At 58.1% G+C, this 3,009-nt stretch carries 3 protein-coding genes; all 3 read left to right on the top strand.

The features are described 5' to 3' along the window. The first annotated feature begins 98 nt into the window (after positions 1 to 98). The gene (locus tag WX88_RS26435; protein WP_052733146.1) at positions 99 to 1,025 is read left to right on the top strand and encodes a sensor histidine kinase; all 927 of its coding nucleotides are present in this window, start codon (positions 99 to 101) and stop codon (positions 1,023 to 1,025) included. Positions 1,026 to 1,038: 13 nt separating this feature from the next. Next, a complete protein-coding gene (locus WX88_RS31655; RefSeq protein ID WP_231590807.1) occupies positions 1,039 to 1,200 on the top strand; it encodes a response regulator in 162 nt (53 codons plus the stop codon). A 591-nt stretch (positions 1,201 to 1,791) separates the two neighbouring features. Then, on the top strand, positions 1,792 to 2,577 hold the full coding sequence (locus WX88_RS26445) for a DUF6252 family protein (RefSeq protein WP_046247440.1): 786 nt from the start codon (positions 1,792 to 1,794) through the stop codon (positions 2,575 to 2,577). Positions 2,578 to 3,009: the final 432 nt, after the last annotated feature.

Consider the following 3,009-nt stretch of genomic DNA (forward strand, 5'->3'; position numbering starts at 1 on the left):
GAAATATACGTCCTGCTTCTGTCCGTCATTCCTAGACCACCTCACAACGCCTGCTGCGGCGCGTCTACGAGACCGGCGAAACACAGCAGGAGCACGAGTTGCTCATTCCCGTGGCCCGCGCCGAAGACGGGGAACTCGAGGAACGCTATTTCAGCATCGTCTACCAAGCCCGGCGCGACGCGCAGGGCCGCATTACCGGCATTCTCAATTTCACGGTGGAGTTTACGGAGCAGGTGCGGGCCCGCCAGCAGGTAGAAGCGCTTAATCAGAAACTGGTGGCCATCAACGAAGAGATGCTGGCTACCAACGAGCAACTCCACGCGAGCAACACCCAGCTCACGCGCACCAACGTGGACCTGGACACGTTCGTCTACACCGCCTCGCACGATTTAAAAGCCCCCATTACCAACATCGAGAGCATTACCCTAGCCCTGCGCGATACGCTGCCCGCCGCCGTGCAGCAAGACGCGCTGATTGCCCACTTGCTGGACTTACTCGCGCAAACTACGACGCGCTTCCAGCTCACCATCGGCCAGCTCACGGACTTATCCAAGCTGCAACTGGCCCACGCCGGCCCCGCCGAGCCGGTCCACCTGGCTGCCGTGGTCGAAGCGGTGCGCCTGGACCTGGCTCCGGCGATTACGGCGGCCCACGCGCAGCTCCTGGTCGCGGTCGCCCCCGACTTGGTGGTCTCCTTCTCGCCGGCCAACGTGCGCTCCGCGGTTTACAACCTGCTTAGCAACGCGTTGAAGTATCGCGCCTTTGACCGGCCGGCTCAGGTCTGGGTCCGGGCCTTTCCCGCGGGGTCGCGCGTGGTGCTGGAGGTGCAGGACAATGGCTTGGGCATGAGCCAGGTGCAACAACGGCAGCTCTTCGGCCTGTTTCAGCGCCTGCACACCCACGTCGAGGGCACGGGCGTCGGGCTCTACATCACCAAGCGCCTGGTCGAGAACGGCGGCGGCACCATCACCGTGCAGAGTCAAGTAGACGCGGGCACCACGTTTACCCTCACTTTCCCCGCCTAAGCAGTCCTTCGCTATGCCTCCTCTGTCCAACGTGCTCCTGATCGATGACGACCGCACGACCAACTTCCTTAATAAGGCCCTCTTAACGCGCATGGGCGTCGCCCAGCAGGTGCTCACGGCTGAGAACGGAGCAGGGCTTGCGTACGCTGGGCCAAAGCTGCCTGGGCCCCGCTAGCGCGGCGTGTCCCCAACTCATTTTGCTCGACATGAATATGCCCGTGCTCAATGGCCTGGGCTTTTTGGAAGCTTACGCCCAACTGCCACTAGCCCAGCAGCGGTCGTGATTGTCATGCTCATGACGTGGCTGCACTCCGTAGACCAAGCCCGCGCCGAGCAGTTACCCATTGCCGACTTCCTTAACAAGCCNCATTGCCGACTTCCTTAACAAGCCCCTCACGAAGGAGAAAGTAACCGCCATTTTAGCGCAGCACTTCTCGTAGAAACGGCTCTGGGTGGCTAGGCCAGCTCCGGTTAGGAGGCCGCCTAGCCCGAACCTAGCGAAATAGAATTTTAAGGCAATGGTGAGTAGTGTTTTTTTCTCCATCGTTCTTGGATTCGTCTCTTCACATAATCTCAACTTATATCTTCGCTCCCGGAATAAGGTTAGGTTCTGTCCCCACATTCCCCTGCCAGGATGTAGTATTTTTCTCATAAATCGATATATTCTTAACTACGATATACAGCTACACGATATCTTTGCCATGCAACAAGTGCTTCCCTGCCTCTACCTGCCGCACTTGCTTAACCTTGCTTTCCTGCCTTTCTGGTGAAACACTTTTTGCACACCGCCACTACCCGCCTGGTCTTGGCCAGCCTACTCCTTGGCAGCACTGCCTGTCGCAAAGAGGCCGACGAGGTCAGCGCCACGGGAACCATTGCAACGACCATTTTGCCAGCTGGCTACGCGACGCAGGTCACGGCCACGGATGCGGCCGGTCATCGCTACTCGGCGACCCCCGACGCCACGACGGGGGCCGTTAAATTGGTGAATGTACCGGCCGGCGCGTATACCCTGACAGTCGATACGAAGCTGGCTTATAAAACGCCACTCCCCCAGCAAGCGCAAGTCAAAGCAGGGCTAACTACGACCCTCTACTATTCCACCTTGACGCGTGATGCGAAGCTGCGCGGCACGTTAAGCTGGGTGGAAAATGGCGTATCCTATACGGCCGTTAATCTCTACGGCGAAGTAAACAGTGGCCTCGTCTCAGTGGATGGGTATGTGCTGAGTAACGGTGTGGGTCGGGAGGTCGCTTTTGTCATTCCTACGTACGGCCAGGCGAGCAGCCTCTTCACGGGCGTGGGCAGCTACCCGCTCGGTCAGCAAGAATACCCATTTGGCAAGTACATGCGCGCTGATTTATCGGGTCCCTCTTTCTGGTACACCCCCCGGCAGGGCACCGGCACGGGGCAAGTGCAGGTGACCGAATACGACCCCGCGGCCTTCTCCATCGCCGGCACGTTCGCGTTCACGGCGGAGCCTTTTTCTAACCCAACAGGGGCTCCAGGCAACGTCACGATTACAGAGGGCAGCTTTCGCCTGACGTACTAAGTCGGTGGCCGACCACTCAGAAAAGAGGCCCGTCAAAAAACGCTCGTGGCTGTTGCAGAACGGGCAGTGGTTAAAAGGTTGGTCCAACAGTCGCATTTGCCGGCAACGAAGGCCCAGCCGTGTACCGGAAAGCCGGCTGTAGCGCGTTAAGGGGTTCTTCCTCCTATCGGGCGGACTTACACGATAAGCGTGTAAGCTTTTGACTTACAATATTCTGTAAGCCGTATTTGCTTGTGCTATCAGAAAGAAATCCTTTGTGATAAGGCTGGTATACCTGCTGGATTGCTTGCAAATGCCCTTTTTAGGAGTATTTCGCAGCTACCCTTTTTGATAAAAGGCTGCTGAAGGGCTTCGCGTGTACATCCGCCCGTTTGCAACAAGAACCCCTAGCAGGGCCAAACCCGGGCCATCGCGAATGAAGCCGTCTAGCGG

The sequence above is a fragment of the Hymenobacter terrenus genome (assembly GCF_000972495.1).
GTDB lineage: Bacteria > Bacteroidota > Bacteroidia > Cytophagales > Hymenobacteraceae > Hymenobacter > Hymenobacter terrenus.

Excerpts from the sequence above, each read along its gene's own strand:
- WX88_RS31655 (WP_231590807.1), top strand. The coding sequence starts at position 1,039 with ATGCCTCCTCTGTCCAACGTGCTCCTGATCGATGACGACCGCACGACC.